The following is a 23,569-nucleotide window of genomic DNA, read 5'->3' on the forward strand; positions in this document are numbered from 1 at the left end:
ACGACAACGACAGAGAAACAGCCACTGCTGTAGCGGAAGGACGTTTGGCATGGACATGTCGTCCGTAGATGACAAAGAGCAGAGCACGCCAAGCGAGGCAAAGGTGGAAGCCGCGCGCAGTCCGACGCGGGTGCCGTCGATCATCGTCAGCCTCGTCGCAATCGGCGTCGTATCGCTTTCGACCTTCTATCTCTTGCGACCGGAGCCGCTGCTCGTGCAGGGTGAGGCCGACGCGACGCGGTTCGACATCGCCGCCCGTGTCGACGGTCGGGTCAAGGAGATCCCGGTGGAGCGCGGTCAGAACGTGCCGGCTGGGGCCGTCCTCGTCCGCATCGACAATCCAGAGACTTTGGCCAAGCACGAGCAGATGAAAGCCGCGAAGGCAGTTGCTGACGCACAGCTCGCCAACGTGCTGGTCGGAACGCGGGTGGAGACCATTGCCGCGCGCAAGGCAGAAATGGAGCGTGCCCAGGCTGGACTGGTGCTGGCGCAGAAGACATTCGACCGCACCCACACCCTGACCGAGCAAGGCAACGCGCCGCAAGCGCGACTCGACCAGGCGACTGATGCGCTGCACGAAAGCGAGCGCGCGGTCGATCAGGCCAAATCTGCGTACGAGCAGGCGGTCAACGGCTACACCAAGGAGGAACGGGCGATCGCGAAGGCCAATGTCGAGAAGGCCGACGCCGATATCCAGAGCGTTCAATCCGTGATCGACCAGCTCTTGGTCTATGCTCCGGTCGCCTCGCAGGTCTATCAGCGCAACGTTGAGCCGGGCGAATACGTCTCGCCGGGCGTACCGCTCGTCACCCTGATCGATCTCAACGACGTCTGGATCCACTTCGACCTGCGCGAAGACCTCGTCAAGAACCTGAAGGTCGGCGATCGCTTCGATGTCCGCATTCCAGCCCTCGCCAACCGCTCCGTGACGGTCAAGGTTAAGCTCATCGCGACCAAGGGCGAATATGCAAGCTGGCGCGCCACGCGTGCCTCTGGGGATTTCGATCTGCGGACGTTTTCGATCCGCGCCTATCCCGTGCAGCGGGTGCCCGAGCTGCGACCGGGGATGAGCGCCTATCTCGACTGGCGGTCGCGGCAATGAGGGCGGCTTCCAGGCCCGGATTTTGGCTGGTCGCGCAGCGCGAATGCCGCTGGCTGTTCCGTGATCGTGTGGCGCTGCTCCTGATCTTCGGCGTGCCGCTGTTCGCATTCGTGGTTCTCACGACAGTATTCAGTCATCCCGTCATTCGCGGGCTCGGGGTGACGGTCGTCGACGAGGACAAGTCGGACGCCTCGCGCGCCCTGGTGGAATATGTTGCGGCGTCCCCCAGTTTGAAGGTCGTCGACCGCTCCGGCACGCTGTCCACGGCCGTTAATGACATACGCTCCGGCAAGTCGATCTCGGCTGTCTACATCCCGCCGGATTTCGAGCGCGACCTGAAGGCAGCGCGGCGCCCGCAGGTCGTCGGGTTCTATAACCAGCAGTTTTTGACCCCCTCCGGCATCGCATCCTCGGGTCTGAACGATTCGCTGTCCGCCGCGGCGGTCGTGGCCGCACCCGCCAGTCGCGCGGCGCCGGCACCGGCGTCCTTGGGAGCGCTCCAGGCGGAGACGATGGCACTGGTCAATCCGCAGAAGAACTATGCGCAGTTCCTGCTGCGCGCGCTGCTGCCGACCATCATCCATGTGGTGATCACGCTCGCCGCCGGCTACTCCGTCGGCTCCGAATTCCGCCGCCGCGACGCGCGGACCTGGCTCGAAAGCGCCGGCGGCGATCCGCTCGTCGCGCTGGCCGGCAAGCTCGCGCCGCTGTTCTGCATCTTCTTCCTGATCATGCTGGCCGAGCCGCTGTTCCTGGAGGGCATGCTGGCGATCCCCTTCAAGGGCGATCTGCCGTTGATGATCGCCGCGGCGACGCTGCTGATCATCGCCTATCTGTCGCTCGGCGCCCTGCTCCAGCTGCTGGTCGGCGATCTCGCCACCGGGCTGGGGCTTGCGGGTCTCATTGCCTCGCCGGCGTTCGGTTATGCCGGCGTCGGCTTTCCTACCATCGGCATGAATGCCTTTGCGCAGACATGGGGCGCGATCCTGCCGCTGCGCTGGTACATGGCCGTCCTGCTCGGACAGGCGGCGCGGGGACTGCCGGTCGCCGATTCCGCCATTCCCTTCGCCGCGCTTGCGGGCCTCGCTTTGCTCTTTGCCGGCCTCGCGCTGCTCCGCATGGCGAACGTCACCCGTAAGGGCTGGTTTTCGGTCGCGCGTGCTGCGGAGCCGTCCGAGGCGAGCCACACACCGCGCGGCATCGGCGGCGCCTTCACGGCGGAGTGGCGGCGGGTTCTGGGAACGCGGAGCGCCTTCAGCCTGCTGTTTCTCGCGCCCCTCGTCTACGGCATCTATTATCCGCAGCCCTATCTGAACCAGATCCTTCGCAAGCTTCCCATCGCGGTCGTCGACAATGATCTCAGCGATCTCAGCCTGCAGATCGTCGAGACGCTGGATGCGAGCGGTGCCTTGAGCGTGACGGTTCGCGCCCGAACGCTGGCCGAAGCGCGCACCGCGATCGATCGCGGGCAGGCCTTTGCCGCCGTCGAGATTCCGCCGAACACCGAGCGCGACGTGCTCAAGGGCATCACCGCCCATATCCCGGTCTATGCGGACGCAACCTATCTGTTCATCTTCAGATCGAGCGCCAGCGGCGTGGCCACCGCCATCGGAACCTTGGCCTCCGAGCTCGTCTCGCGCGGCGCGCGTTCGGATGGCAGCCTCATCAAGGCGAAGCTCGCGGCGTCGAGCCCGGCCAACGTGCTGCTGCAGCCGATCTTCAACCCGGTGGGCGGCTATGCGAGCTACGTCGTTCCGGCGGCGTTCATTCTGATCCTGCAGCAGACCCTGCTGATCGGCGCGGCCATGTTGACCGGAACCGCACTGGCGGCAAGAGGCGGAGCCTTCGCCGGCGTGCTCGGCCGCGGCATCGCGCATCTGACCATCTACCTTCCCGCGCTCGCGCTTTACGTCATCGTGCTGCCCCGCATCTACGGTTTTTCGACGCTCGGTCATCTTCCGCAGATCCTCGCGCTCGCGAGCGTCTTTCTGCTGGCAACGAGCTTCATGGGTCAGGCGGTCGGGACCTGGTTCACGCGACCTGAGAACGCGACCATCCTGCTGTTGGCGACCAGCCTGCCGCAGTTCTTCATGGCCGGCTTCGCATGGCCGCGCGAAGCGATTCCGGACGTCGCCCTCGCGTTCGGGCGGTTGTTCCCCGCCGACTCCGCGATTGACGGCCTTGTGCGCATCAACCAGTTAGGGGCCGGCATCTGGGAGGTTGCGCATGACTGGATCGCATTGTGGTGCCTGGCGCTCGGCTATTTCGCGCTCGCGGTGATCTCGGCATTTGCCGTCAGCAGGAGACAGCGACATGCCCAACCTTAGACCTGCCGCCTTCGTTGCAATTCCGCTCGCGCTCGTCGCGGCGGGAGCGCTGCTCTATGTCATGCGCCACTCGGCACCGCCCGCCGCGATTGTCGGCGTCGTCCGCGCGACCGAGGTCAGGGTCGAGCCGGAAGTGAACGGCCAGCTCGTCTCGATCTCGGTCGAGAAGGGCGCTCGCGTCCATGCGGGCGATGTCCTGGCGCGGCTGTCCGCGGTCGAGCTGACTGCACAGGCGGACCAAGCACGCGCCACGCTCGCCGCAACCGTCGCCAGTCGCAACAACGTCTATGCCGGTGTTCGCCGCGAGCAGGTCGAGTCTCTCAAGGCTGCGATCTCCAAGGCCACTGCGCGCCTCGACTATGTGCAGGCCCAGCTGACCAGGACCGGCACGCTGGCCCGCCAGAACTTCGAGTCGCAGCAGGCGCTCGACCAGGCCGAAGGCGACGTTGCGAGTGCGCGCGCCGATGTTGCGGAGGCCCAGGCGAACTACGACGCGGCCGTGGCCGGCCCGACCGTCGAGGAACGCGCGATCGCCGATGCACAGGTGCGGGCCGCAGCCGCCGCGGTCGCCGTGATCGAGCGACGTCTCGACAAGATGGTCCTCCGTGCGCCCGCAGACGGCGTGGTCAGCGTGATCGCGGCAGAGCTCGGGGAAAATGTTCGTTCGGGTCAGCCGATCCTGATGGTCGAGGCGGCCGGCAAGCAGTGGCTGTCGTTCAATGTGCGCGAGGATCGTCTCGATCGTCTCGCGATGGGAGCTACAGCGGACGTAATGCGGAACGGCGCCGCCGTCCCGACCAAGGCGGTCATCACCGAGCTGCGGCCGCTCGGCGTCTTCGCCACCTGGCAAGCCGAGCGCGTCATCGGCGATCATGACCGCAACACGCTGCGCTTGCGCCTCGATCCGGCACGCGAAACAACTAGCCTTGAGCCGGGCATGACGGTCTGGGTCGATCCCTGACATCGGCCGGACGCACACTCGCGCCAGCGCTTCAGATCAGCGGCATCGGTCGCCAAGAACGAGCGAAACAGATTCAATCCCAAACAAGATTTGAACGTAGTTAAGCTTAGCGAGCCCTAATTGGTGACCCGATTTGGGGAAAGCTCCCGAAAATCCGCTATACTTGACAGGTGCATTCGACGCAATTTCCAATCCTGCTCGAAACTGCTGCGGTGAATGGAGTTCGCCTTGGTCGGGAGGGCATCCATTTCCCGAGCTCTCGTCATGTCATTCCCTCCCAAACATCTTGTTTTGCCGCTAGGCACCTTCTGACGACAGTTTTCGGCGATTGAAAGAGTCGGGACGGCGATCCCGATAAAAATCACGAGTGTGATTTCAACTGAGGCGTGCATGTACTTTTAGGCTGGTGCGAACGAAAATCGGATGCTCTCTGCCGAGCTTTTCCTTGCCAGTCTGCTCCTCCGGACCTGGTGCGACGCAACTATAGTTCGAGATCGACACAACGAGCGACATCAATTGACCTCGGTTCCACTCTGTCCATCCACCTCTTTCGAGAGTCTCGACGCGCGAATTGCTTGCCAACATGCACGATACCTCTTCAAGCGCAAAACATGCCTCTGCCGTCGCTTGCGCCGATCACTCTCGAGTTTCAGTTTTGCCGCACAACCTCAAGCGCAACCTCGATGATTTCGAGCCAGTGGCGCAGCGTCGGCTGCCAAGATTTCTTTATCGCTACGTCTCAGGTGGCGCTGAGCCCGACGCATCGCTTCAGGAAGATTGCCGTGCATTCACAGAACGTGGCTTTATGCCGCGCGTACTGAACGACGTCTCCGGCCGCGATCAGACCACACAAATATTCGGCGAGGCCTACGCGGCACCGTTTGGCGTTACGCCGATGGGCTCTGCGGCACTATGTGCCAACCACGGGGACATCGTGCTGGCGCGCGCGGCGAACCCAATGAACGTACCGATGATCCTCAGCGCGCTATCCGTAGTTTCGCTGGAAGATGTTCGGCGCGAAAATCATGTGGCATGGTATCAGACCTATCTCGCAGGCGACAATTCCCGCGTTGGGCCCCTGGTCGACCGGGTCCCGGCAGACGCGCGCATCGCACGAGACAGTGGCGTCGATGGCGTGATCGTCTCCAATCACGGCGGCCGTCAACTCGACCGCACGGTGTCCGCCCTGCGTACGTTGCCCGAGATCGCAGCCGACGCAAACGGCATGACGGCAATGCTGGACCGGGGCATCCAGCGCGGCACCGATACTGGCGCTCGGCGCACAGTTTGTCTTCATCGGGCGGCCGCTGCTCTACGCGGCGGTCACCGGTGGCGAGCTGGTCTGCAGCGTGCGCTTATTGTCACGGTCACCGACGCCAGAATGGAACGGATCTTGCGCCGGGCCGGCTGGCCCTTACGGCGCTTAGGCAATCCGTGCAATCTCGGAAATACCTTGGCCGTTGCAGGTTACCTCGATATCTCCACTGAGATATTGGCTGGGATTTGTAACGCGGGAGGCCTTGCCAGCCCCGTCCTTTGGGAGCCGGTCGTTCTCACCGCCGCCTAACGCAGCCCAATACGATGCATCCCCGGCTTCAGAGAGCGAGATGATGGACCAGCCGCTGGTGTTCCGGATGCCTGCTGTTGACCTGCAGCAGCTCCGTTTTGTAGTCGCAGCTGCAGATTACGGAAGTATTCGGCAAGCCGCCGAACTGCTGTCCATTCGGCACTCGGTCCTGAGCCGATCCATTCGTCAGCTTGAGCATCTGATCGGCGTCGTGGTGTTCGAGCGCTCAGGCTCAGGGGTAAATCCAACGCTGGCAGGGCGCAGCGTTCTAAGGACGGCCAGGTTAATTCTCGAGCAAGTCGACGTGCTTGTGGCAACAGCAAAAGCGAATGGTCGCGGCGAAGCGGGTCGTCTTTCAATCGGCTTTTGCACTTCCATTTCCGCGGGCAATTTGCGAGCTACCATACTTGATTTTAAGAAACGATTTCCGCAGATTGACTTAGCAACAGTTGAACGACCGCGCGCTCGCCTGATGAATGCCCTAAGAAATGGAACGCTTGACGTGGTTGTCTGCCCGGGCCAAATGCCGTTGGTCGATAGCAAGGGCCTGCCACTCTGGAGTGAACGTATCCTGATTTCGCTGCCAGAAGACCATCCCTTGGCCTCCCGTGAGATTATCTACTGGACGGATTTCCGGAATGAAACAGTTCTTCTAAGCCAGCATGACCCGGGACGGGAGCTTGAGGATCTCCTGGTCTCAAAACTCGTTTCCAGTGAGGACCGACCAAAAATTGAACGGCACGACGTGAGCCGGAGTGTCATAAAGAGCCTCATCAACATGGGGCTTGGGATCAGTCTCGTAATGGAATCGGATATCGGCGCAACTTTTGCCGGTCTGGTCTACCGCGAACTAAGAGATGGAGCCGGACCAAGCCGAATTGACTTTTTTGCATATTGGCGGAGGGACAACGCAAACCCTGCTCTGGAGAATCTTCTGAAGCTCTTAGCCGAACGCTACCCCTCTCCAGCTTTTAGCGAATGAGCGGTACGCCGTAGCTTCGCGAATCCCCGGTCAGTAGCCATGAACCGCGCCAGCATGGGCGCAATCAGCCTACCCGGATCGACGGGATGACCGGCTTCACCTGCCAAGGCTTCCGCGTATGCAGTGAGATCTCGATGCACAGGCGCCGGCAACTCGATAGTCACCTTGACAGGCTTGTCGTCCGGAATCGCTCCAATTTTGAGTTTGGCCATGTGCTATCATCCTCTGTATGGCTCGAGAACGAGATCTCGATTGACGATCACGCGTACCGGAAATCCCGGACGGATGGTCAGCGTCGGCTGAATATTGAGACTGCGACGCACAACCTGTTGGCCGGATTGATTCAGGGAGTCGCTGGCCCCGTGCCGCAGGGCCTGAATGATCGCACTGTCATTGCTATTCGTATCTGAGCCCGCACCAAGTTCAGTGCCGACGGCCAGGAGTGTCGACAGGGCAGCAGCCTTGAACAGTTCGCCCCAATGATTATCGACCTCGTCCTCAAGTCCCGAATAGCCCGCTGCGTCGGCACCCTGTTGCCGCTCCAGCACGATCGACCGGCCGTTCGGCATCAGCAGGCGGGTCCAGACTAGAAGCACGCGGGACTGACCGAACGCGATTTGGCTGTCGTAGACTCCAATCAAGCGAGCCCCTTGCGGGATCAGGAGCAGACGACCGGTCGGGGTATCAAAAACGTTCTCCGTCACCTGCGCGGTGATCTGGCCTGGAAGCTCGGATCGGATGCCCGTGATCAGGGCGCCGGGAATGACGGTTCCGGCCTGCACGATATAGGGCGAAGCCGGTTTTGTGACGCGGTCAGGGCTTACCGTGCGGCGGTCCACGGACGCGTTGACGAAGGCAAGCTTTCTGTCCTGACCGTTCTGTCCATATCCTTCGTCGCTGCTGCTAGCCGGGGACGACGGAGGATTGCGATCGCTTCCCTGAGCCGCGAGGGCCGTTGGGCCAACTTCTCTCGCGTTGCTAGAAGCGAACAAGTGACTTACACGGGCCGCTTCGGTTTCCTGATCCCGGCGCTGCTGTTCGGGGTCAGGAGCCGCAGCGCCAATCATGGGCGACTGACCCTGCGCAGCAAGGATCGGCCGACCAAGGTCTCCAGGAAGTGGCGGGCCAAGCTGCGGGACGGCTTGGCGTGGAACGCCTGTATAGTCCTTCGGCAGTGCCGTGATGCCGTCGGCAATGTTGTGATGGTCCGTGCTGTAGAGCTCATCGGCCGCCTGGCTTCGGGAGCGGTTGCTTTGCAGCGACCACAACACCGTTCCGCCTATGACAAGCAAGGCAACTGCGCTTCCTCCCGCCAGGACCTTTCGCGACAGCCGTGTCACGCGCGGGGGTTCGGCTCTTAGCCGAAAGCTCCTTGACTGCTCGTCCGATGTTTGCGGCGGAATCGCCTGCTCTCGATCGCTTCCATTCTCAGCGTTCATGACGACGGCCTCCCGTCGGTCCGGACAATTCTGACCTTCTGCTGGTGTTCACCGCCAAGCCGGAGTTCTGCGGCTGCAAACAGCCGATCTACGATCAAAACATTGCCATAAGCGCGATAATTAACGAGTTCGGTCTTGCCGTCAGGACCAATGACGAAGAGCGGTGGCATTTCGCCTTGAACAATTCCTTGCGGGAATTCCACGTAGACCTTTCGGCCGTCGTCATATGCGGTAAGCGGCCGCCAGGGCGGGCTGTCACCCTCAATCGCATAGCGGAAGACGCGCTGCGATGGGTCTGGAATAACCGGCCTCAGGGAAACAGAACGCAATTTCTGGCGCGCCGTCTCCGGGTAGTACCAGGCAACAGATGGCATGTATGGCCGCTCGCGGGAGCGGAGCTCGATCAGGTAAGTACGCCGGTCGGTATTGACGACGAGGTTCGTCTCGATCGAAGCACGGGTCGGCTTCACCAAGATGTGGACGCGCCGCGTGTCACCGCTCCCGCTCTCCGTGTCGCCCACAACCCAGCGCACGGTATCTCCGGCCGCGACCGGACCCGATCCCGTCAGTTGCTCTCCCTCTTCGAGCGCTATATCCGTGATCTGGCCGGGCGCGGCGTAAACCTGATAGAGCGCACCGGGGCTGTAAGCGTAGATCTGCGCCGCGTTGAAATACCCCCGCTTGCGCGGCTCGACGCGCGCCGCGCTGTTTGCCGTCTCAACCCGGCTTACCGGCTCGGGCTCTTCCTTCCCTCCCGACTTGCCGCCGAGAGCCGGTTTCCAGAGCGGTGGAACGTGGAGTGGCTGCGCTCTGTCGTCGAGAGGCACTGGAGGCGCCGGCAACGGCGGAACCTCGGCGTCGTAGCTAATGGCTGGCGGAATGTATGTCGCGCACCCTCCCAGGGCTGACGAACAAAGCAAAAGCACCGAGAGGAACGCACGCTTCGTATTCACCAACTCTGACCAAGCCGACTTCGGCGTGCAGTGCGAGATTGAAAGCGTTGCCTGAGCGTCAGGCGCCGTCTTGGTCATTGACTCAACTCCTTTGACCAGTTGATGGCGCGGACGTAGACGCCGAGGGGATTCTTACGAAGACGTTCGGCATCGCGCGGCGTCTCGATCGCGATCGTGAGAATCGCGGTCCAACGCTCGGTCGAACTCAATGAGCCGTTATCGTAGGTGCGCTGGACCCATGCGATCCGAAAGCTGTCGGGCGAGGCGCGAATGACACTCGAGACGTCCACGGAGATTTGTGCCTTGCCCAGCTTGGCAAACGGATCATTGTTGCGCGCAAAATCGTTGAGCGCGGCCGCCCCGCGATCGGTGGTAAAGTCATAGGCCCGCAGCCAGTTCTGGCGCAGAACGATACCGTCGGCGGGCAGGCCCCTGACATCCTCGATAAAGCGCGCCAGATGGTAGGCGATCTGGGCATCGGTGGGTTGATAGTCGATGTTGGCCGGCGCAACCCGTTGGGCCTGGCCGAGACGATCGACTTCGACGATCCAGGGCGTGATTGATCCTTGGCTCGATTGCCAAACAAGACCTCCAGCGAGGCCGGCGGACAGCATCAAGCAGCCGAACGCCATTAAGCGCCAGTTCTTGGCTTGCACGCGTGCCGACCCAATGCGTTCATCCCAAACCTGCGCTGCCTTTTGATAAGGCGTAACCGGTTGGGGCATGCGCCCGTAGTGAACAGAAGGTCGTTTGAACATCGATGATTGCCCCCTTGGATCGAACGGTCGGTTTCAAGTCGTGAGACGGCCAGGTTTGAGAAATAGCCGCCGGCAGAGGTGGTGAGAGCAAAGGCTCGGCTATGTCAGCGCTCTCCTTCGGACAAGTCGACGGAGGAGCCGCTGCCACCGTGATCGGCGGAGCGCACTGCATGACCAGCAGCCGACGCGCCATGCCGGATAGTTTCGGCTCGCTTCATGCGCCGCGCCCAATCGGGCTGCCCTTCGGCCGAAGTGCTGGCCGCCTGCTCGCCCGGCTGCCCGCCTCCGCCCAATGCTGCCGCTGCGCGACGCAACGGGCTCATGACCGCCGATCCCCCAGCTTCCGCGACGCCAGCAAGGCCGCCACTTCGATAGGCTGCGGAGGCTCCGCTTAAGACGGCGCCGCCCCCGCGCGCGGCGCCCGCCATCGCACCGCCGGCCAGACCAGCACCGCCCGCGGCAAGGCCTGCGCCGGCTGCCACGACACCGCCCGCGGCAAGTCCAGTCCCGATCGCAGCGCCGGCACCGAGTTGCGGTCCACCGGATACCAGGCCATTTGCGATTCCCGGACCGAAGATGCCGAGGCCCAACAACGAGAGCGCGGCGAGCACCAGCGTCATCGCATCTTCGATCGTCGGCTGGCCGCCAGCAAAGCCAGAGGTAAATTGCGAGAACAGGGTCGAGCCGATTCCGACGATGACGGCCAGGACCAGGACCTTGATTCCGGAGGATATGACGTTGCCCAACACCCGTTCGGCAGCGAAGGCGGTCTTGCCAAACAAGCCGAAAGGAATGAGCACGAAGCCGGCCAGGGTCGTCAGCTTGAACTCGATCAGAGTGACGAAGAGCTGGATCGCAAGAATGAAGAAGGCGAGCAGCACCACGAGCCAGGCAAACAGGAGAACGACGATCTGGACGAAGTTCTCGAAAAAACTAATGTAGCCCATCAGATTCGAGATCGAGTCGAGTAGCGGCCGGCCGGCGTCAAGCCCGACTTGAGCAATCTTTCCCGGTCGCAGGAAGTCTGACGCGGAAAGGCTTGCGCCGGACGCTTTCAGTCCAAGCCCGGCAAAGCTCTCGAAGACGATGCGCGCCAGACTGTTCCAGTTGCTTATGAGGTAAGCGAAGACACCAACGAACAGCGTCTTCTTGACAAGGCGAGCGATGATGTCCTCATCCGGTCCCCAACTCCAGAACAGCGCCGCGAGCGTGATGTCGATCGCTGCCAGCGTCGTTGCGAGATATCCGACATCGCCTCCCAGAAGCCCGAAGCCGTTATCGATGTAACTGGTAAACGTCTCCAGGAATTGATCAATGATCCCGGTACCGGTCATGGCTTGCTCACTTCAGGTGGCGTCAAGGATGGGTAGCCCTGCGGCATCCGGCTCTCGTCCTTTGGCGCAGGTGTTGGGCCGGGTACGGCATCCAGGCGGCGAGACGCGGCAGCACCGTCCTTCCTGCCAAAGAAGCGATTTCGGTTTTCTGCCCAGACTTGCTGGCAGTGCTGATAACTGGCCGTTTCTTCGGGAGTGACGGTGCGGCAGCGAGCGAGGTCAGAATGATCGACGTCCGTGGTCTGCTCCGCCCTTGGCGGCAAGGAAGCATCCTCTCCACCACGAAGCTGAATCGTGCAGGCCGCGACAACGAACACACCGATCGACACTGCCAGCGACAGCGCTTTGAAAGCCTTTATGTCGCTCATTAGTGGAACATCTGCACGTCTTGGGATTGATAGCCCTGTCCCGGTGTCAGAAACCGCCTGAGCTGTTCTCGGCCCTGGTCCTGGGCTGCGGTGCGCTGAGCGGCTTCAAGGCTCTGCGCCCTGCCCTGTGCTGCAACCGTTGCGGTGAGATCAGCGAGCTGTTGCGCCTGGAGCGCGAGGATCTGGTTGCCGGCCTGAGTTGCCTGCAGGGCGCCACTGGCACCCTGACTTGACGTTAGAAGCGCCGACGTCTGGATGCGGTTGGTGTCGAGGTTGCCGACAACGCCGGCCTGGACCCGGAGCGCATCCTGTAATGCGGCAACCGAGTTCTGCCACCGCGATTGAGCATTGGTGACCAACATCTGGCTCGACTGGCTGCCGGTGGCCGGCGCGTAGCTGGTTGAAAACGCCCGATCGATCTGCTGGACGTCGTAAGCGATCCGCTGGGCCTGCGCCAGCAATTGCTGGGTCCGCTGGATCGACGATTGCAATTGCTGCAGCGATGAATAAGGCAGGTTTGCCAAATTCTTCGCCTGGTTGATCAGCATTTGCGCCTCGTTCTGCAACGAGGTGATCTGGTTGTTGATCTGCTGCAGCTCACGCGCGGCGGTCAGGACGTTCTGGACGTAATTGTTGGGATCGAAGACGATCCATTGCGTCCGTACAGGCGCTGTGACGCCGAGCGTGAGGGCAATGGCGCCAGCGGTCAGCAAAGAGCTAAGACGGCTCATGGCGATCTCTCCAGATTGCCGAGATTGGGGATCAGGTCCGTGGCCCAGGCGACGCCGCGGTGCTGGAGCCAGGCGGGCACGAAGCCTTGGCGCCCGTGTTCGGCGAGGAGCTGCTCGATGGCGGCCTGGTCGGTCTTGGAAGAGGCTGCGGTGAAGGCGAGCGCAACCTCACCTAGGCCGAGCTCGAACATCCGGTTGCCGCGACGAGACTGGCAGTAATAGTCCCGCTTCGGCGTGGCCCTGCTCAGAAGCTCGATCTGGCGGTCGTTGAGGCCAAAGCGCCGATAGATCGCTGATATCTGCGGCTCGATCGCGCGTTCGTTCGGCAACAACAGCCGCGTCGGGCAGCTTTCGATGATCGCCGGCGCAATTGCGGAGCCGTCGATATCCGAGAGCGACTGGGTGGCGAAGATGACGGATGCATTCTTCTTCCGAAGCGTCTTGAGCCATTCGCGAAGCTGACCCGCGAAATCGTCATCGTCCAAGGCAAGCCAACCTTCATCGACAATGAGAAGTGTTGGCCTGCCGTCGAGGCGATCCCCAATCCGATGAAAGAGGTAGGCCAGCACGGCCGGAGCCGCGCTCGTTCCGATCAACCCTTCGGTCTCGAACGCCTGGACCGAAGCATCACCGAGGCGCTCGAATTCGGCGTCAAGCAGTCGCCCGGATGGTCCGCCCAGACAATAGGGCTGCAGGGCGCGCTTCAGAGAGTTGGATTGCAGGAGGACCGACAAGCCCGTCAGTGTGCGTTCCTCCCTTGGCGCCGAGGCCAGAGACGTCAGCGCCGACCACAGATGATCCTTGACCTCTGGGGTGATCTCAACCTTTTCCCGCGCCAGGATCGCGCCGAGCCACTCCGTGGCCCATCCCCGCTCCATGGAATCGTCGATCCAGGCCAGCGGCTGCAATGCGACGGGTTTATCGTCCCCGTCAGACAATGCGCCGCCGAGATCATGCCAGTCGCCGTCCATAGCGAGAGCGGCCGCCCGAATCGAACCGCCGAAATCGAACGCAAGGACCTGAGAACTCGGATAGCGGCGGAACTGCAATGCCATTAGCGCCAGCAGCACAGACTTGCCGGCACCGGTTGGTCCCACCACGAGAGTATGGCCGACGTCGCCGACATGGAGCGAGAACCGGAAGGGGGTTGATCCCTCGGTTTTGCCAAACAGCAGAGGCGGACCCTTGAAGTGCAGATCTCGCGCCTCGCCCGCCCAAACCGCCGACATCGGAATCATATGCGCGAGGTTGAGGGTCGAGACCGACGGCTGCCGCACGTTGGCATAGACGTGCCCAGGCAGACTGCCGAGCCAAGCTTCGACGGCATTCACCGTCTCGATCATGCACGTAAAGTCCCGCCCCTGGATCACCTTCTCGACCAGACGCAGCTTCTCGTCGGCTACACCGGGATCGCGGTCCCAGACCGTGATGGTTGCCGTGACAAAGGCTTGTCCGATCTGGTCCGAACCCAGCTCCTGCAGCGCCGCGTCGGCATCAAGCGCTTTGTTGTGGGCGTCGGTGTCGAGCAGCGTCGACGCCTCGTTGGTCATGACCTCCTTGAGGATGGCGCCGATCGACTTTCGCTTGGCAAACCACTGCCGGCGAATCTTGGTCAGCAGCTTGGTGGCATCGGTCTTGTCGAGCATGATGGCGCGGGTCGACCAGCGATACGAAAAGGCCAGGCGGTTCAGCTCGTCCAGGATTCCCGGCGTCGTTGCGCCGGGAAAACCAACGATCGTCAGAACCCTCAGGTTGGCTGAGCCCAGCATCGGCTCGAGCCCGCCCGTCAGTGGCTGGTCGGCCAACAGCGCATCGATGTACATGGGAATTTCGGGCACGCGAACGCGATGGCGCTTGGTCGAGATCGTCGAGTGCAGATAGGTCAGCGTGTCCGGATCGTCGAGCCAGGCGCATTCGGGCATGAACCCTTCCACGAGCTGAAGCACGCGGTCGGTTTGATCGATAAATCCGCGGAGCACCTCGCGAGCGTCGGCTCCAACCGTACGATCGCGGCCCTCATAGAGCAGCCGCTCTGCCCTGGCGGCGCCCTCCTCCGGCGGCAGGTAGAGAAACGTCAGGAAATAGCTGGATTCATAGTGGGCGCCCGTCTCTTCAAATTGAGCTTTGCGCTCGGAATCGACTAACGCTGACGCGACGTCTGGAAAGGTGTTCGGTGGGTAAGACCCCGCAAAATGACGCTGCGCCTCGACGAAGACGGCCCAGCCAGATCCGAGGCGACGCAGGGCGTTGTTCAAGCGCCCGGCGACGGCGACAAGTTCAGCCGGCACTGCGCTATCGAGATCGGGTCCTCGGAACTTCGCTGTCCGTTGGAAAGAACCGTCCTTGTTCAGAACGATTCCTTCGTCGACGAGGGCTGCCCAAGGCAGGAAGTCGGCGAGGCGCACGTTGGAATGTCGGTATTCGGCGAGGTTCATCATGACCGCGAACTCAGATGTTGAGGTGACCGGGAATGCGCAGATGCCGGCGCATCACATCGACGAAGGCGGGATCACGTTTGGCGGCCCAGACGGCGGCCATGTGGCCGATGAACCAGAGCACGAGACCCGCGATCCACAGCCGCAGTCCAAGGCCAAGGGCCGCCGCCAACGTACCGTTGACGATTGCGACCGACCGCGGCGCGCCGCCCATCAGGATCGGTTCGGTGAGCGCACGGTGAACGGGCACGACAAAACCTGCGACCGGATCATCCATCAGATCACCACGCCGCCGCCGAACGAGAAGAACGACAGGAAGAAACTCGAGGCGGCGAACGCGATCGACAGACCGAACACGATCTGGATCAGCCTGCGGAAACCGCCGGACGAATCGCCAAACGCGAGCGTCAATCCTGTGACGACGATGATGATGACGGCGATGATCTTGGCGACCGGACCTTCGACCGATTGCAGGATCTGGTTGAGTGGTTGCTCCCACGGCATGTTCGAGCCAGCCGCCCAAGCCGGCGCGGTCGTCAGAAGAACCGTGCCGGCGGCAGCCAGCGAAGCGGCTCCTCGAAGAATGCTAGATTGCAAACGCATGTCAGTCTCCTGCTTGTGAAAGGCTGTAGTCGCCCGCCGCTCCAAGGCCGGTGACGAGGGCGAGCTCAGAGAGGTGCCGATCGCCGCCACGGCCTGTAAGCACGGCGACGAGGTTGATGGTTTCGGCGATCAGGGCACGCGGAACCGTAATGACGGCTTCCTGGATGAGTTGCTCGAGCCGCCGAAGCGCGCCGAGTGCGGTGCCCGCGTGGATGGTCCCGATGCCGCCGGGATGGCCAGTGCCCCAGGCCTTGAGCAAGTCGAGCGCTTCGGCGCCGCGGACCTCGCCGATCGGGATGCGGTCCGGGCGAAGTCGGAGTGACGAGCGGACGAGGTCCGACAACGTGGCGACGCCGTCCTTGGTCCGAAGCGCCACAAGGTTGGGTGCCTTGCATTGCAATTCGCGCGTATCCTCGATCAGCACGACACGATCGGAGGTCTTTGCAACTTCAGCCAAAAGCGCGTTGGTCAGTGTTGTCTTGCCGCTCGATGTGCCGCCGGCGACAAGGATGTTTTTACGAGCGGAGACAGCACCCCTCAGGGTCTTGGCCTGCCCCAAGGTCATGATCCCCTTGACGACATAGTCGTCGAGCGTGAACACAGCGACCGCTGGCTTGCGGATCGCAAACGCCGGCGCCGCAACGACTGGAGGCAGGAGACCTTCGAAGCGCTCGCCAGTCACAGGCAATTCGGCAGAGACACGCGGCGAGCCGGCATGCACTTCGGCGCCAACGTGATGCGCCACCAGGCGGACGATGCGCTCACCGTCCGCCGCGGACAGTATTTCGCCGGTGTCGATCAGGCCACTCGACAGCCGGTCGATCCACAAACGCCCATCTGGATTGAGCATCACTTCGATGATCGACTCATCTTCGAGGTAACCCGCGATTGCCAAACCAAGCGCGCTACGCAGCATTCGTGCGCCGCGTGTTGTCGACTCCGACTGATTGGATTGGATTGCCACCGCCGCCCCCACCGAATGAGGACGTCTAAAGAGCGCCCTCAGATGGGCTGATTAGAAAAGCCACCACTCGATCTGGCGCAACAAGCTCTTCCGGCAATCGTAGAACAGCGTAGGAAAAGAAAGACGAGAAGGGCAATTCAACGTGGGTCGCCACTCACCACTCCGCATCGTCGTCCGCGAACACCTGTAGTACCGCTTGTTCGTACAAGCAGACCGGTTCGATTACCTCGGAAGCGTCAAATGAGCCAATCCACTGGCCGAAGTAGCGGAGCCATGGCAGCGCGAACCACACCAGCGCCGCGATCTGCAGCATTAGGTTGAGACCGAACGCGAGTTGATAGGCGAAGATCGGTTTAGGGCTAGCCCCGCGGGACCATTGCTCCAGGATCAGGCCCGTCGCGTATTGGGCCAGAAATGCCCATCCGAAGTGCAGCACATTCATTGCGCCATTGGCACGACCCGCAAGCTCGGGCGGAAAGTAATCGGCTATCACCGCGAAACTGACGACGGACGCCGCCCCGACAACTGCGACAACGGACCAGGGCAAGAGGGACGGCAAAGGCACGCGAAGTATCAAAGCAAATTGGGCGGCGATGAACAGCACCGCAACGGTCGTCAATATTAACTCCGCTCCGCCTCCTCTTCGTCTGAAGTAGTGGACCATCGTACCGAGCAACCAGGCACCGCCGCTCAACACGATTGACATCATGAACAGCTGTCTGACGAGACTTGCTCGATCAAAGCCCTCCACGTCCGTTAGCCACGTCGACGCCCACAATCCCAGCAGTGACCAGGCCGAGCCGACGCACGTCGCCGACAATGGAGCAATTCGCCAGAAGCGCCTGTCGCCAAAAACAGAGCTGAGGGTGGCGGGGATTGATGCTGTTGACGGGACGATGACTTGCTCGGGAACGGCGAGATAGATAAGCATGGCCGTGACGGCGGTCGCGGCTGCCAGGATCTCGAACAGCTGTCGCCATCCCATCCAGGCGAGCAGGTGCTCGGCGGGCGCCGTCGCGGTAACAGCCCCGAGCGATCCCAACATGACCATGTAGCCGTTGAGCAAGGCCACTCGTTCTCTGGGAAACCACAGGACGATCGACTTCAGCCCAGCCGTCAGAGCTGCCGCTACACCTAACCCGATCATTGCACGCGCGATCAGGAGTGACAGGAATCCGTTCGACATCCCGAATAATCCAGCGCCCGCGGCGGCGATCAGAAGCAGAGCGCTCTGGACGCGACGCGGACCGAAGCGGTCCAACAGTATGCCGACCGGGATCTGAGCCGCCGCGAAGACCAGGAAATAGACGGACGTAAGTAACCCGAGGTCGGCAGCACCAAGTCCGATATCGGCGATGAGATGACCCGAGATCAGAGCGTTGATCGTTCGGAACAAATATGAAAGATAGTATCCAGCAGCGAATGGGAGAAAAACGCACGCGATGAGACGCCATGCGATTGAGATCTGCATGCTGGCCCTTCTTGCTCACTCAGCTCATTCGAGCCGATAGCGCGTCCAGCTTCTTGTCGACTTAGCTACATTGCTGCGGTCGTAGGATGGCGTAGAAAAAAGAAGGACCGGCGAATAGCCTGTCCCGCAGATCAATCAAGTTTCGCTGTCGTTTCGTGATGAATAATATCTTCCGGGATTTCACGCAGGAAGCTCTGCCCCTTTTGCAAGCGGCGCCCGAGCGCCTCGACAAATCCCTCAAAGCGTTCCCGGCCTTTTGCCTGGGCAGCAGCCTGCGCGTCGTTGGGCAATGGCGGCGTGATCGTGAGCCAAAAGCGGATGAACAGGGCCAAAGTCTCAGCCGTCAGACCGACGTCACGCTCCAGCCTTTGCATCTGGCGCGATAAACGGTCCAGGCGCCGGGTAAACGCCGCCTCCCGCTTGTCCGCGCCGTCCGGCGATAGAAAGGACGCAACAGCCGCTTCCACGATCGCGGATCGAGAGAGCTTCTTGCGATCGGCAAGCTCTGAGATCTGCTTCAGAAGCTCTGGCGGGAAATACACATTCATCCGATCGCGCATGATGCTCAGAGCTCCATGCCGTCATTCGGGTCGAGGGCGACTTGACGGGCAACACCTCGCATCTGTTGTCGTAAGAGCCGGGATTGACGGACCGCGTCCTCATCGTCGTCAAGAACGACGGCAAATTCCTCTGCCGGTGACGGCTCGGTCGTCTCCTTAACGATCGCAACGTGATCGGGCAGCTCGGGCTCTCGACGAAGACCGCTGTTCGCTGCGTCTTCCCCTGCTTGCGCGACTTTGCCGGCCAGGCCCGTTGCCGGCGTCGGCGTTCCGAGTGATGACCATCCGTCCGTTCGCGATGATCGACCCGACGACGCCGGATCAGGCGGCGGCAACACCCGCTCGGTGAACCGGCGATCCTCATAGTACCGGGCTTTCTTGGCCCGGATCGGCGGCGTGCCCGCCACCATGACGATCTCATCCATCGGCGGAAGCTGCATGACCTCGCCAGGGGTCAAGAGCGGCCTGGCCGTCTCCTGACGCGAGACCATGAGGTGCCCGAGCCATGGGTTCAACCGGTGCCCCGCATAGTTCTTCATCGCCCGCATCTCCGTTGCTGTCCCGAGCGCGTCGGACACTCGCTTGGCGGTCCGCTCGTCATTGGTCGCGAAGCTGACTCGGACGTGACAGTTGTCGAGAATCGCATTGTTCGGCCCATAGGCCTTCTCGATCTGGTTGAGCGACTGCGCGATCAAAAAGCTCTTGATGCCGTAACCCGCCATAAAAGCGAGCGCGGACTCGAAGAAGTCGAGCCGCCCCAGCGCCGGAAACTCATCGAGCAGCATCAGGACACGATGCCGGCGGTCGCGAGCGTGTAAGTCCTCGGTCAGCCGCCGGCCGATCTGGTTCAGCACCAGCCGGATCAACGGTTTGGTCCGCGAGATATCGGAGGGCGGCACCACCAGGTAAAGCGTCGTCGGACGGGCGTCGGCGATCAAGTCCGCGATCCGCCAATCGCACCGGCACGTCACCTGGGCTACCACGGGATCTCGGTAGAGCCCAAGGAACGACATGGCAGTGGACAAGACACCGGAGCGCTCATTCTCCGATTTGTTCAGGAGCTCGCGCGCGGTCGAGGCGACCACGGGATGTGCACCCTGCTCGCCAAGGTGCGGCGTGGTCATCATCGCCTTCAACGTTGCCTCGATCGACCGCTTCGGATCGGACAGGAAAGCTGCGACGCCGGCCAAAGTCTTGTCGGCCTCGGCATAGAGGACGTGGAGGATGGCACCGACCAGAAGCGAATGACTGGTCTTCTCCCAATGGTTCCGCTTATCGAGCGAGCCTTCCGGGTCGACCAGGACGTCGGCGACGTTCTGAACGTCGCGCACCTCCCACTCCCCCCGCCGAACCTCGAGCAGAGGATTGTAGGCCGAGGATTTTGGGTTGGTCGGGTCGAACAACAAGACACGGCCATGCCGCGAACGGAAGCCGGCGGTCAATTGCCAGTTCTCGCCCTTAATGTCGTGAACGATGGCCGAACTTGGCCATGCCAGCAACGAGGGAACAACGAGGCCGACGCCCTTGCCGGACCGGGTGGGCGCAAAACACAACACGTGCTCCGGTCCGTCATGGCGAAGGTAGTCATTGTCGAACTTTCCCAGCACCACGCCATCTGGGCCGAGAAGACCGGCGGCTCGCACCTCTTCCGGACCGGCCCAGCGCGCCGAGCCATAGGTCTCGACGTTCTTGGCCTCGCGTGCCCGCCAGACCGACATGCCGATCGCCGCAGCAATCGAAACGACGGTGCCTGACGCCGCAATGAAGGCACCCTCGACAAAGACCTGAGGCGCGTAGGCGTCGTAGACGAACCACCACCAGAAGAAGATTGGCGGGTAGTAGAACTTCCAACCCAACAGCTCGAACCATGGGCGGCCAAGCTCCGGCTGGTAACCGAGACGCCAGGCAGTCCACTCGGTCGCTCCCCAGATGGCGAGCAAGACGATCAGGCCGACAACGATTACCTGTCCCCAGAGGATTTTGGTCCCTGACATCCGAACGTCCCTCGCGCTAGTGAAGTTGGTAAACCAAAGCTACAGGCCCAAGTCACGCTTCCGACCAAAGCCCCATTCGATGCCACCGCCCTCTTTCGCGACACCGGTGACGTGCTGACCGAACTTCTTCTCGAGCTCGCGCGACCATGGCACGAGCTGGAAACCGAGCCCGTTGTCGATCATGGCGAAACGCCCCGACGCCATCGTCAGCCGCTGGCGATAGGTGCCTGCCACATACTCCCCGGAAGCCGCTTGCACGTGAGGCAAGCCGGTCTCGGCCGAGACTTTTGCCCCTACCTCGTCCAGCTCGCGTCGGCGGAGCGTGTTCAGGAGGTCGCGCTGCAGGATGATGCGCTGACCATGCCGCCGCGCGAGACCTTCCTGGATCAGATGCTCGGTGCGGGCTTCCATGGCGTCACGGGTCTCGCGGCCGAACCCGCCCATGGCGAGCGGCATCGGATCGCGTTCGACCAGCCGGTGGTCGAGCCAGGTCGCACCTTTCGCGGTGACCTGCTCACCAAGATGAAGATCGGAACGGGTCGCGAGCACCAAGGTGGGCCGCGGATCGCCGGCTTGGCCGAAGCACCGGACTTCGACGATGCCGCCGATCGGCGGAGCATGCTCGAAGGCCTCGATCCCTCGGAAGCGGACGTGGTGCACCCGTCCGTCTGTTCCATCGATCAGGGCGTAGGCCTCGCCCGTCAATTCGTCATGCAATCCACGATCGACCAGTCGTCCGATGATCTGGGACGCCGGCTGTCCACCTTCGATGACATAGTCGGCAATGCCGCGCGCCTCCCCACGCTCGGTGAAGGCGCGGTGCATGGTCTTGATGATGTCGCCGCGCATGCCGAGGTCACGCAAGCTACGCTCGGCTTCGAGCCCCACCATCCATTCCCCCGGCGCGGCGGATGCCGCGAGGCCCATCTTCTCCAAATGCTGAAGGCGGCCAACCATCAGGCGCCGGATCTCCGAGTCAGAGCTGCCGGGACTTTTGGGGCGAAGATCGATTGTGCCGGTCTCGTCGGCGGCCAGCCGGATCTCCCGGTCGAGCCGGGTCCATCGTTCCGCCGTGACTTCCCTCTCCAGCGAATTGCGGATCTCGTTCTCCGGTTTTGGTCCCAGCTCGATGCCGACCAGTTCTTCGGCACGGGAGCGCAGGCCTCGACTGATGTAGTCGCGGGAGATCACGAGGTCAGCGCCCTCCTCATCGACGCCCCGGACGAGAATATGGACGTGGGGGTTGTCCGTGTTCCAGTGATCGACGGCAATCCAATCGAGCCGCGTGCCGAGATCGGTTTCCATCTGCTTGGCAAGGTCGCGCGTAAAAGCCCTGAGGTCGGTCATATCGCCCGCCTCCTCGGGCGAGACGATGAACCGAAAATGATGACGGTCGTCCTTGCATCGATCTGCGAACGCCGCGCCGTCAGCACGGTCGCTGCCGGCATCGAACATCTCGGCCCTCTCGCCGCTTCGGGTGACGCCATCGCGCTTCAGGTATGAAAGATGAGCGGTCAGCGGCGCCGAGCGGAACGAACGTCCCTTGTGACGAACGACACGCGCCTTTACCACGACGCGCCGCGTCGGGCTGAATAACCGGCCGCGGCTAAAGGCGAGCCGTCCGCGGCCGAACGTCGAACGCCCATAGGCCGCAGAACGCCTGCCGGCCGCGGTCTGACCCGAGGTGTGTCCGGCCTTCTTCGCGGCGCGTAGCACCTGGTTGATGAAGCTCTTCGGCTTGGGCGCGCGGGTGCTGCGGATGCGCCCAGGCCGAATGCGCAGATCGCTGTCGCCGACGGTCATCGCCGGGCCTAAAACAGCGCCAAAACAGCTGCAGTGCCGAAAATGTCTTTGATTGCACTGCTCAAAATGCTTTGCGCGGCACGCACCCCGACCGACCGGCACGCCAGAACCCAAGCCATGACAATGGCTTGCGGTTCGACCGGCGAGCCCCTTTTATCTCGCCGTCCTGCCGTCGTGGTCTTTCGGTCGCCGGTTCCCGAAAGAGCCGCCGCGACTTGGCAGCCAACTCGCGAAGCCCCCACTGCTTCCGAGCGCTTGCGATAGCGATCGTTACCCGAAGGGCCGAGACACCCGAAGGGTGGCTCGGTGAGGAGCGAAGCGACGAGTAGAGCGCGGGCCGAAGGCATCGCCCATACGCCATTGGCTTGCGAACCCACATACCTGGTCATTGCGGTCCTCCCGCATCCGATCGAGGGACGAACACGCCAATAGGCCGGGGCACCATAGGCGAAACATCGGAAGCTGAGATTGCGGTCGTGGCACCGCTCGACGGCATGAGCACCCGCAACCCATCGCGCGTTTTCATGAGATCGGATCGCGTGACGAATAGCGTCGCAGCTGCTGATGACTGTCCCCTGGACGTCCATCCCGGCGGCAGTTCGATGGCAAGCAGATTTGCAAGCTTTGCGACGTATGCTCGCGTCTCGTCTGGCAGAGGGTCGCCCGCGAGATGCTCTTCGTAGCGAGATGGTCCCGCGTTGTATGCGGCAAACACGCCAGGCGAGCCATACCGATCGAGCAGTTCGCGCAAGTAAGCCGTGCCGGCCAGAATGTTGTCGTGCGGGTCATAGGGGTCGTTCCCGAGATTGTAGCGCTCGCGAAGTTCGGCCCAAGTCGCCGGCATGATTTGCATCAGGCCCATTGCGCCTTTTGGCGATCTGGCGTGCACGTCACCGGCACCCTCGATGCTTTGGACTGATCGGATCCAGTTCGGCGCAATCGCAAAGCGTTGTGAGGCTTCATTGATGAAGCCGGCAAATGCGTGAGCGGTCCGACTGATCGCCGGCTGGGCGGCTGATCCGCTCTGGGCCAAAGCAGCGCTGTCGAACGCGGTCAGAAGAAGCATCAGGGGAACGACAGCACAAACGCGCATGCCCGACCGGCTCAAGCACGCGGTGGGGCTCGCGCCAGCCTTGCAGACATCGATCGAGACGGAGGACGGATCCCGCAATCGATTGGACAGGGGCATGGCGAGGAGAACACGCCGAATGCGCACG

The 23,569-nt window shown here is 62.2% G+C and carries 21 protein-coding genes and 2 pseudogenes; 6 read left to right on the plus strand and 17 right to left on the minus strand.

The genetic code is table 11. The features are described from left to right. The first annotated feature begins 49 nt into the window (after positions 1-49). From JJE66_RS27765 to JJE66_RS27785, 6 genes and pseudogenes are all read left to right on the plus strand, one after another. A complete protein-coding gene (locus JJE66_RS27765) occupies positions 50-1,102 on the plus strand; it encodes an HlyD family secretion protein (RefSeq protein ID WP_200517633.1) in 1,053 nt (350 codons plus the stop codon). Beyond that, entirely contained in the window at positions 1,099-3,429 is a 2,331-nt protein-coding gene (locus JJE66_RS27770; protein WP_200517634.1) for an ABC transporter permease, read from the plus strand. Before JJE66_RS27765 ends, JJE66_RS27770 begins: the two co-directional genes overlap by 4 nt. Further along, positions 3,416-4,390, plus strand: a complete 975-nt coding sequence (locus JJE66_RS27775) for an HlyD family secretion protein (RefSeq protein ID WP_200517635.1) — start codon at positions 3,416-3,418, stop codon at positions 4,388-4,390. Before JJE66_RS27770 ends, JJE66_RS27775 begins: the two co-directional genes overlap by 14 nt. 583 nt (positions 4,391-4,973) lie before the next feature. Then, positions 4,974-5,597, plus strand: a pseudogene (locus JJE66_RS38230) (alpha-hydroxy-acid oxidizing protein); the annotation flags it as partial. A gap of 132 nt (positions 5,598-5,729) precedes the next feature. Then, positions 5,730-5,957 (plus strand): annotated as a pseudogene (locus tag JJE66_RS38235) (acyl-homoserine-lactone synthase); the annotation flags it as partial. A 43-nt stretch (positions 5,958-6,000) separates the two neighbouring features. Then, positions 6,001-6,939, plus strand: a complete 939-nt coding sequence (locus JJE66_RS27785) for a LysR family transcriptional regulator (protein WP_200518847.1) — start codon at positions 6,001-6,003, stop codon at positions 6,937-6,939. Here JJE66_RS27785 and JJE66_RS27790 read toward each other — a convergent pair. The 17 genes from JJE66_RS27790 to JJE66_RS27870 all read right to left on the minus strand — a co-directional run bounded on the left by JJE66_RS27790 (position 6,912) and on the right by JJE66_RS27870 (position 23,568). Beyond that, positions 6,912-7,151, minus strand: a complete 240-nt coding sequence (locus JJE66_RS27790; RefSeq protein WP_200517636.1) for a DUF2274 domain-containing protein — start codon at positions 7,149-7,151, stop codon at positions 6,912-6,914. The two genes, JJE66_RS27785 and JJE66_RS27790, sit on opposite strands and share 28 nt — an antisense overlap. A gap of 6 nt (positions 7,152-7,157) precedes the next feature. Further along, entirely contained in the window at positions 7,158-8,378 is a 1,221-nt protein-coding gene (locus JJE66_RS27795; RefSeq protein ID WP_200517637.1) for a TrbI/VirB10 family protein, read from the minus strand. Beyond that, positions 8,375-9,409, minus strand: coding sequence for a P-type conjugative transfer protein TrbG (trbG, locus tag JJE66_RS27800; RefSeq protein ID WP_246756557.1), 1,035 nt, complete (start codon positions 9,407-9,409; stop codon positions 8,375-8,377). The genes JJE66_RS27795 and trbG overlap by 4 nt, the downstream gene beginning before the upstream one ends. Further along, a complete protein-coding gene (trbF, locus tag JJE66_RS27805) occupies positions 9,406-10,089 on the minus strand; it encodes a conjugal transfer protein TrbF (protein WP_200517638.1) in 684 nt (227 codons plus the stop codon). The genes trbG and trbF overlap by 4 nt, the downstream gene beginning before the upstream one ends. Positions 10,090-10,193: 104 nt before the next feature. Beyond that, a complete protein-coding gene (gene trbL / locus JJE66_RS27810) occupies positions 10,194-11,423 on the minus strand; it encodes a P-type conjugative transfer protein TrbL (RefSeq protein WP_200517639.1) in 1,230 nt (409 codons plus the stop codon). Then, the gene (trbK-alt, locus tag JJE66_RS27815; protein ID WP_200517640.1) at positions 11,420-11,791 is read right to left on the minus strand and encodes a putative entry exclusion protein TrbK-alt; all 372 of its coding nucleotides are present in this window, start codon (positions 11,789-11,791) and stop codon (positions 11,420-11,422) included. The genes trbL and trbK-alt overlap by 4 nt, the downstream gene beginning before the upstream one ends. Further along, positions 11,791-12,522, minus strand: a complete 732-nt coding sequence (gene trbJ / locus JJE66_RS27820) for a P-type conjugative transfer protein TrbJ (RefSeq protein WP_200517641.1) — start codon at positions 12,520-12,522, stop codon at positions 11,791-11,793. The genes trbK-alt and trbJ overlap by 1 nt, the downstream gene beginning before the upstream one ends. Then, complete coding sequence (trbE, locus tag JJE66_RS27825; RefSeq protein ID WP_200517642.1) at positions 12,519-14,960, minus strand: conjugal transfer protein TrbE; 2,442 nt, start codon at positions 14,958-14,960, stop codon at positions 12,519-12,521. Before trbE ends, trbJ begins: the two co-directional genes overlap by 4 nt. Before the next feature lie 10 nt (positions 14,961-14,970). Then, positions 14,971-15,234 carry a VirB3 family type IV secretion system protein gene (locus JJE66_RS27830; protein WP_200517643.1) on the minus strand — a complete coding sequence of 88 codons (264 nt, stop codon included), beginning with the start codon at positions 15,232-15,234 and terminating at the stop codon, positions 14,971-14,973. Then, complete coding sequence (locus JJE66_RS27835) at positions 15,234-15,560, minus strand: TrbC/VirB2 family protein (RefSeq protein WP_200517644.1); 327 nt, start codon at positions 15,558-15,560, stop codon at positions 15,234-15,236. Before JJE66_RS27835 ends, JJE66_RS27830 begins: the two co-directional genes overlap by 1 nt. A gap of 1 nt (position 15,561) precedes the next feature. Next, positions 15,562-16,476, minus strand: a complete 915-nt coding sequence (gene trbB / locus JJE66_RS27840; protein WP_200517645.1) for a P-type conjugative transfer ATPase TrbB — start codon at positions 16,474-16,476, stop codon at positions 15,562-15,564. Positions 16,477-16,678: 202 nt separating this feature from the next. After that, positions 16,679-17,995 (minus strand): MFS transporter, encoded by a 1,317-nt coding sequence (locus JJE66_RS27845; protein WP_200517646.1) that lies wholly within the window; start codon positions 17,993-17,995, stop codon positions 16,679-16,681. Between the two features lie 131 nt (positions 17,996-18,126). After that, positions 18,127-18,555: a CopG family transcriptional regulator gene (locus JJE66_RS27850; protein WP_200517647.1), complete on the minus strand. Its 429-nt coding sequence runs from the start codon at positions 18,553-18,555 to the stop codon at positions 18,127-18,129. A 5-nt stretch (positions 18,556-18,560) separates the two neighbouring features. Continuing rightward, positions 18,561-20,549: a conjugal transfer protein TraG gene (locus JJE66_RS27855; RefSeq protein WP_200517648.1), complete on the minus strand. Its 1,989-nt coding sequence runs from the start codon at positions 20,547-20,549 to the stop codon at positions 18,561-18,563. A 39-nt stretch (positions 20,550-20,588) separates the two neighbouring features. Then, the gene (locus JJE66_RS27860) at positions 20,589-22,352 is read right to left on the minus strand and encodes a DUF3363 domain-containing protein (RefSeq protein ID WP_200517649.1); all 1,764 of its coding nucleotides are present in this window, start codon (positions 22,350-22,352) and stop codon (positions 20,589-20,591) included. Positions 22,353-22,360: 8 nt separating this feature from the next. Next, a complete protein-coding gene (locus tag JJE66_RS27865) occupies positions 22,361-22,741 on the minus strand; it encodes a hypothetical protein (protein ID WP_200517650.1) in 381 nt (126 codons plus the stop codon). Next, positions 22,738-23,568 carry a lytic transglycosylase domain-containing protein gene (locus JJE66_RS27870; protein ID WP_200518858.1) on the minus strand — a complete coding sequence of 277 codons (831 nt, stop codon included), beginning with the start codon at positions 23,566-23,568 and terminating at the stop codon, positions 22,738-22,740. The genes JJE66_RS27865 and JJE66_RS27870 overlap by 4 nt, the downstream gene beginning before the upstream one ends. Position 23,569 lies beyond the last annotated feature (1 nt).

Origin of the sequence: Bradyrhizobium diazoefficiens (assembly GCF_016612535.1) — a bacterium.
Taxonomy (GTDB): domain Bacteria; phylum Pseudomonadota; class Alphaproteobacteria; order Rhizobiales; family Xanthobacteraceae; genus Bradyrhizobium; species Bradyrhizobium diazoefficiens_C.